The organism is Parafrankia elaeagni (assembly GCF_000374165.1).
Classification (GTDB): domain Bacteria; phylum Actinomycetota; class Actinomycetes; order Frankiales; family Frankiaceae; genus Parafrankia; species Parafrankia elaeagni.
Genome location: NZ_KB893761.1, coordinates 181125 through 188799 on the forward strand (window position 1 = coordinate 181125; position 7675 = coordinate 188799).

Annotated in this window: 4 protein-coding genes; all 4 read left to right on the plus strand. The window is 71.9% G+C overall.

The features are described from left to right. The first annotated feature begins 1499 nt into the window (after positions 1-1499). A complete protein-coding gene (locus B207_RS0126600) occupies positions 1500-3404 on the plus strand; it encodes a DUF1800 domain-containing protein (RefSeq protein ID WP_230205236.1) in 1905 nt (634 codons plus the stop codon). A gap of 11 nt (positions 3405-3415) precedes the next feature. Next, positions 3416-4681, plus strand: coding sequence for a DUF1501 domain-containing protein (locus tag B207_RS0126605; RefSeq protein WP_018639721.1), 1266 nt, complete (start codon positions 3416-3418; stop codon positions 4679-4681). A gap of 216 nt (positions 4682-4897) precedes the next feature. Further along, positions 4898-5101, plus strand: coding sequence for a hypothetical protein (locus B207_RS0126610; protein ID WP_018639722.1), 204 nt, complete (start codon positions 4898-4900; stop codon positions 5099-5101). Positions 5102-5707: 606 nt separating this feature from the next. Further along, a partial coding sequence (fxsT, locus tag B207_RS41990; RefSeq protein WP_230205237.1) for an FxSxx-COOH system tetratricopeptide repeat protein occupies positions 5708-7675 on the plus strand: 1968 nt, incomplete at its 3' end.

Sequence of the window (7675 nt, forward strand, 5' to 3'; positions counted from 1 at the left end):
GGCGGGCACTATTGCGGGACACCGGTGGTGGCGCGCCCCAGGGCGTGCGCAATAACCGGTTCGTCACCGGCTCGCCCGTTCTGTACCAGCTGCCGACCGCCCGACATTTCCCGTGGAGCCCTGGCCTGATGAATTCCGGGACGATCGCACTCGTCAACGCGGACCATGAGGCCTGTCGGCCGTTCTCGCCTGTCGATGGTGAGAAATCCGACGTGGGGGCGCTCTCCTCGTCGCGCCGCCACCGCTGCGTCGCCGACGAGTGCGACGCTTGGCCGGGGCACACCAGCCGGTTTCCCGGGGAGTGTGCGGCCAACCAGCGTACGGCCAGTCGACGAGCAGCTGGCGAGAGCTCGACCAACCAATGCTCGACCAACCAATGCTCGACCAACCAATGCTCGACCAATCAATGCTCGACCGGTCAACGCCGCCGGACGCGAGAAGACCGAGACACTGCCGGTGCCATGCGGCACCCGGTTGGAGGTGACGCCGTGATGTTCCTGCCGCTCCTGCTCGGCCGGGTCGGATCCCGGGTTCGGGGTCGGCGGGCCCGGACCCGCCCAGCCGCGGCCACCGCGACTTCGACGCCGAGCGTGGGCCCCGAGGTCTGTTCCCACCCGGCTGACGCGCTCACCAGTGTTCCGGCTGGACGGCTGAGCCGTGTCTGGATTCAGACCTGCCAGTGCGGCAGGCAGTGGACGCTGCGGCCCTGACCGTTCTGGGGCGGCCTGAGGCGTCGCCTGTTTCTCGAATGTCGATGTAGCCGGATTTTCCGGCTTGGTGCTGCGCCTTTCGCTGTGGCCTGCGCTGCTTCGCGCCGTGCATACGGCAGTCCCGCCACCTGAAGTTCACCTGTGGCGGCGATCAGGTTCTCATCGGCCGCCGGCAGTGGTGGTAGGCCCCGCTGGGTGGCCCCTCGCAGTGCTGATCCCGCCACGCCTGCTCCCCCGGCCGGTGACGAGCTCCTGCCGCGTCCCGGCGCGGGCGCCGGGTCCGACGCAGGCACCCGTGCCGTTGACGCGCCCGGCCACCCCCGACATCGCGGTGTGCACTACGGCCTCTCCACGGACGTCGTCCGTGGAGAGGCCGCCGCGATCACAGAACAATCCGATACGCCCTCGGCCGGACACGGAGGGCGAGAATCCGTGACGGCAGCGCGGCATCCGTGGGTCGACCACAGGTCATCGCATGTCACCGTGGGACTTCCTCCCGGGTCGGGGTTCCGCCCCGGTGGGGGCGGCCGCGCGCCGGCGCCGAGCTGGCTCTCCCTGCCGTGCAGGGCAAATGCGCACGTCCAGGCGGATGACAGGACGGGCCACCGCGAGCACGCGTGCACGGCACGTGCCGAACCGCGGATCGTTGCGCTACAAATGCTCAAACCCTGAAAAACCCGGCAGACCTGTCTGGAGGGCGACACAGTCCCGCACTACTGTGGCGCCGTCGAGTAACCGAACGGGCCCTTGGGGGGGTCTTGGGGCTCGACTCCTACAGGGATGGTCTGCATGGCAGACAGGTACGAGAGCGGCCAGACGCTGGTCGATCCGCCCCCGTGGCGCGGCAGCGGCGCACCACCCGCAGACGGCCCGGGGACCACGCGAGACGGCACACAGCCGGGAAACACCGACCGCACGGACGACCGCACGGACGACCGCACGGACGACCGCACGGACGACCGCACGGACGACCGCACGGACGACCGCACGCGGACCGCCCGACCACCGACGAGCACCGCGAGCCGCCGCGGGCTGTTCGCGTCGCTTGCGGCCTTCGGGGCGACCGCGGCGGGCTGTTCGTTCGGCGCTGGCGGCGGGAGCGGCGGGGCGGCCCCGACGGCCACGGCCACCATGGGCCCGGTGACGCCCACGGGCGTTCCGACACCCGGCGGGCCGACGGGCGTGCCGGTGACAGGCCTGCCGACCTCGGCGCCCACGACGGCCGCGCCCACGACGGGCCCGGCCCCGCCGCCGGCCGGCGGCGGGGCCGGGGCGGCGACGCCGGCCTTCCTGCGCGGCCGCGACCCGGTGGTGCACCTGCTGAACAGGGCGGCCTTCGGGCCGACACCGGAGCTGGTCGCCGAGGTGCGCGCGGGCGGGGCCGGGGCCTGGCTGGACCGCCAGCTTGACCCGGGCTCGATCGGCGACGGGACGGTCGACGGCCTCCTCGGCCGCTTCCGGTTCCTGAAGGACAGCAACCAGGCGCTGCACGCCCTCGAGGGCGACGTCGACTACAAGGACGTGATCGGCCTCGCGGTGGCGTCGATCGCGCGGATGACCTGGTCGAACCGCCAGCTCCTGGAGAGGATGGTCGACTTCTGGCAGTCGCACGTGTTCAACAAGGGCTATCCCAACGACGGCCTGTGGCGGGACTCGTTCCCGGACGACCGTGAGGTCATCCGGCCGAACGCGCTCGGGCGGTTCGCCGACCTGCTGCTGGCGGAGACGACCAGCCCGGCGATGATCCGCCGGCTGAACGCCGACCGATCGACGGTGCGGGCGATCAACGAGAACCTCGGGCGGGAGCTGCTCGAGCTGCACACCGTGGGTGTCGGCGGCGGGTACGACCAGGACGGGGTCGTGAACAGCGCCCGCATCCTGACAGGCATCTCCATCGACTCCACGTCGAAGAAGTACGTCTTCAAACCGAAGGACCACTACGTCGGGCCGGTCGCGGTCCTGGGCTTCTCCGCGCCGAACGGCACCTCCGAGGGCGGGGAGGCGGTGATGCGGGCCTACCTGGACCACCTTGCGCACCACCCGGCGACGGCGGCGTACCTCACCCGGAAACTGGCGACCTACTTCGTCGCGGACGACCCGCCGGCCTCACTCGTCGAGAAGCTGACGCGGACCTACCTGGACAACGACACCGCGATCGCGCCCGTCCTGAAGGCGCTGTTCACCTCCACCGAGTTCGCCCAGGCGGTCGGGCTGCGCACCCGCCGCCCGCTGGAGGACCTGGTGGCCACCCTGCGCGTGCTCGGGATCCGCCCGCCCGCCACCGGCACCGAGCCGATCACCCAGCTCTACTGGATGGCGAACGACATGGGCATGGCACCACTGGCGTGGCCGGCCCCGGACGGCTACCCGCTGCGGGCGGAGCGCTGGGTGTCGGCGTCCGCCACGATCGGCCGCTGGAACATGCACCGCAACCTTCTCAACGGGTGGTGGCCGAAGAACCTCGGCACCCCGAAGGTCAGCACGCTGCTCGGCGACGCGCCGCCGGCGACGATGACCGCGGCGGTGGACGTGCTGGCCCGCCGGCTCCTGTTCCAGGACCTGGCCCCCGAGCACCGGGCGGCGATCACGACGTTCCTCGGCGACCGCGCGTCCCGCCGGCCGGCGGACAACGAGTGGCTCGTCGGGCAGGTCGGTGCGCTCCTGCTCGACTCCCCGTACCACGTCTACGGTTAGGAGGCCGTCCGATGGTCCAGAACCTGCTCCCTCCCGCCGGCGGCCGGTATGCGCCCAGCCGGCGCGGTGTGCTCGCGGCAGCCGGCGCGGTGGGCATCACCGCGAGCCTCGCGTCGGTGCTCCCCGTCCGTGTCGCCTTCGCCGACACCCCCGGCCGGACGCTCGTCGTCCTCTCCCTGCGTGGCGGCATGGACGGGCTGAACGCCCTGGTGCCGGGTGCCGACCCGCACTACGCGGGGCTGCGCGCCGACATCGCGATCCCCGCCGGGCAGCTCATCTCGATGGACCGGGCGTTCGGCCTGCATCCGGCGTATGCGTCCCTGCGGCCCCTGCTGGACGCGGGGAAGGTCGCGGCGGTCCCGGCCGCGGGGCTGCTCGACAACTCACGCAGCCACTTCCAGGACACCTTCGAACTGGAGATCGGGGGCGACGGGCAGGGCAGTGGCTACCTCACCCGGCTGCTGAGCGTCCTGAGCCCCGGGTCGGCGTTCCGCGCCGTCCAGGAGGGCGGGTCGTTGCCCACCGCGTATCTCGGAGCCACCGAGGCGCTCACCCTCAACGGCATCGAGAACTTCGAGGCGAGCGGCTGGGGTGAGTCGGCCGCCGAGCAGGCTGCCACCTCCGCTGCGCTCGGCGCGCTGTTCGCCGACGCCGACGCAGACGCCGGCGCCGCCCGCCCGTACGCACGCGGTGTCGCGACGACCCTGGCGGCGCTCGCCGAGGGTCGCGAGATCGCGGCGAAGCCCTACACCCCGGCTGACGGTGTCACGTACCCGGACGAGGGGCTGGGCCGCGCGCTGCGGGACATCGCCCGGCTGATCAAGGTCGGGTCGGGGGTCAGGGTCGCGACGCTGGAGACCGGCGGGTACGACACCCATGTCGGCCAGGGCGGCGTCACCGGCACGCTGGCGACGCTGCAGAAGCGGCAGGCCGACTCGATCGCGGCCTTCTTCGCCGACCTGGGGGCGAAGGCCGCGGACGTCACCCTGGTCACGATCCAGGAGTTCGGCCGCCGCGCCGACACGAACGGCAACGGCGGTACCGACCACGGCGGCGGCGGGGTCATGTTCGTGATCGGCGGCGGGGCGGTCGGCGGGGTGCACGGCCAGTGGCGGGGACTCGCGCCCGACCAGCTCGACGACCACGCCGTTCCGGTGCTCAACGACTATCGCAACGTCCTGGGCGACGCGATCCGCTGGCTCGGGATGTCCCAGGCTCAGCTCGGAACGGTGTTCCCCGGGCTTGCCTACACCCCGGTCGGCGTCACCGCGGCCTGACGAGCCGGGCTGTCCCGCGCCGGACCGGCTACCGCGCCGGACCGGCTACCGCGCCGGGTCGCCGTGGGACAGCCCGCGCTCCGATCATCGGGCGTCGGCGAGCGGGACCGGTCCTGACGATCGTTCGCCCTGTCGCCGCGGATGAGGACACCCTGTGCTCCAGCAGATTCGTGTTCGCGCTCCGCGGCTACCGACGGACGAAGGAGTGTTGCCGGCGTGTGGAAAGGCGAGGACTACGACAGAGACGACGCAGGCGATCTCGTCTCGTATGTCCTGGACGGGGTGATAGCGCCTTACGTCGGCGAGTTCTCCTCGGAGGATCGGCTGCGACTCGCGAAGAAGGTTGTCGCTCGGCTGCCCGATCCGCAGCTCGAATTCGTACGGCTCAATATCCAGGCGCGTGTGGGACAGGCGGTGTGAGCGCTGCGGCTGACCGATGCGGAAGTTCCTGGCTCGACCCCACGCCCGAGGGCGGTAGATTCCCGGTCCTCCGCCGCCCGCGCTGGATATGCGCGCTGACCTGCTGTGATCTCGCCCGGCGCCGCCGGGATCGTTGGACGTTCACGATGCCGGCCGTGCCAGCTCTTCCGGCAGGCGCGGCTGCCCAGCCTCAGGTGGTGCGGGAGGGGGGACTTGAACTCCGACCGGGTGGCGTCCACGGTCGTCTGCTGACGTCCGCCGCGTGGGCTGACCTGCGGCTGAGCGGTGCAGCGGTGTCAGCGTGGGTCGGGGTGTGCCGGCCTGTCCGGCTGCGTCCGTGACCAATCCCGTGACCAACGACGCTGGTGCGGAGCGGCCGCGACGCAAGTCGACCCCTGCCTTGCAAAGTCGGTCCGGTTCGTCCGTCGGCGTCCGTGCTCGTCCACACAGTCGGCCGGGCCTGGGCGCCGGTTCCGCTGACGTCCGCCGGTGTCCGGGGGCGTCCGCCGGCTTGGCTACATGTTTGGCTACACGAACCCCTTGGCCGTGGACGGGCCGGCCGTCGTTGCTGACCGGCTCCTCGGTGTTCGTGAGAGCGATTGTCTGATGTCGTACCGCGATGGTCTGTGTGCCCGGATGGGGGTGGACACTGTCCGCGTGACGGGCGGGGGCGTCGTGGCTGACGACGGGTGGGATTTCTTCGTGTCGTACACAGCTGCGGACAAGCCGTGGGCGGTGTGGGTGGCGTGGGTGTTGGAGGAGGTGGGGTTCCGGGTTCTGGTGCAGGCGTGGGATCTGGTGCCGGGGACGAACTGGGTCGCGGGGATGGATGAGGGGGTGCGGCGGGCGCGGCGGACGGTGGCGGTGCTGTCGGAGGCGTACACCCGGTCGGTGTACGGGGCGGCGGAGTGGCAGGCGGCGTGGGCCGCTGATCCGCAGGGTGCGGATCGCAAGCTGCTGGTGTTCCGGGTCGCGGACTGTGCTCGTCCGGGGTTGCTGGGGCAGGTGGTGGGGGCGGATCTGTTCGGCTGTGCGGAGCAGGTGGCGCGGGCGGAGCTGGTGGGCGCGGCGCGGCTGGCGGTGTCGGGGGGTCGGGGGAAGCCGGAGGTGGCTCCGCCGTTCCCGCCGGATCTGCGGGCGGTGCCGGGGCGGGTGGTGTTCCCGGGTGGGTTGCCGGGGGTGTGGAACGTGCCGGTGCGGCTGGGACGGTTCGTGGGTCGGTCGGGGCAGTTGGAGGAGCTGGCGGAGGCGCTGCGGGGCTCCTCGGGGGTGGTGTCGGTGGTGGCGCTGGCCGGGATGGGCGGGGTGGGGAAGACGTCGTTGGCGGTGGAGTACGTGCACCGGCATGCGTCCGATTTCGATGCGGTGTGGTGGGTGGAGGCGGAGCAGGCCGACACGGTGGCGGAGCAGATCGGGGCGTTGGGTGAGGCGTTGGGGTTGGCGGTGGGGGTGGAACCGGCGGGGGTGTTCGGCGAGCTGCGTCGGCGGGGGTGGCGGTGGCTGCTGGTGTTCGACAACGCCGAGCAGATCAGCGTGGTCCGGCCGTTTCGCCCGTCGGATGGGCGGGGTCGGGTGGTGGTGACGTCGCGGCGTGCAGGCTGGCGGGCGGTGGGTGCGACGGTGGAGGTCCCGACGTTGGCGCGGTCGGAGTCGGTGGCGCTGCTGTCCGGTCGTGTCTCGGACCTGGACGCGCGGACCGCGGATCGGATCGCCGGGCTGTTGGGGGATCTGGCGTTGGCGGTGGAGCAGGCGGCGGCGTTCTGTGAGCAGACCGGCACCCCGGCCGGGGAGTTCGCTGAGCTGCTGGCGGAGCGGTTGGACGAGGTTGTCGGGTTGGGAGAGGTGGCGGAACGGGCCGGGGTGACGGTGGCGACGCTGTGGGAGTTGTCGGTCACCCGGCTCGCCGCGGAGACGCCGGCGGCGGTGGAGTTGCTGGAGTTGCTGGCGTTCTGCGGCCCGGAACCCCTTCCTTTGGATTTGTTCGCCGGCCGGTCGGAGCTGTTGGGTGACGGCCCGCTCGCGGTGGCTGTGGCGGACCGGTTGGTGTGGACTCGGACAGTGGGCTCGCTCGTCGGCTACGGGCTGGCCAGCCGGGACACGGACTCGGTGTCGGTGCACCGGCTGGTGCAGGCCGCGACCCGCCGACGTACCTCGGACGATCGACGGTCGATGGTGCTCTCGACGCTGCTGCGGCTGCTGCGCGCCGACCTGCCCGGTGGCATCGTGCGGTCCCCGCAGAACTGGCCACGATGGCGGGAACTACTCCTGCATGTCCGCGCGGTCGTCGGCCGGGTGTCCGACCCGAATGGAACACCGCGCGGCCCTGAGATGGCGGTGTCTGCGGAGGTCGATGATCTGGTGTGGTTGTGTGACCGGGCCGCGACCTACCTGCAGGAACACGGCCGGGCCGGGGAGGCGCTGCCGCTGTTCCAACGTGCCCTGGCCATCACCGAAGCCACCTACGGCCCCGACCACCCCGACCTCGCCACCCGCCTGAACAACCTCGCCTCGGCGCTGCAGGACCTGGGCCGGGCCGGAGAGGCACTGCCGCTGTTCCAACGTGCCCTGGCCATC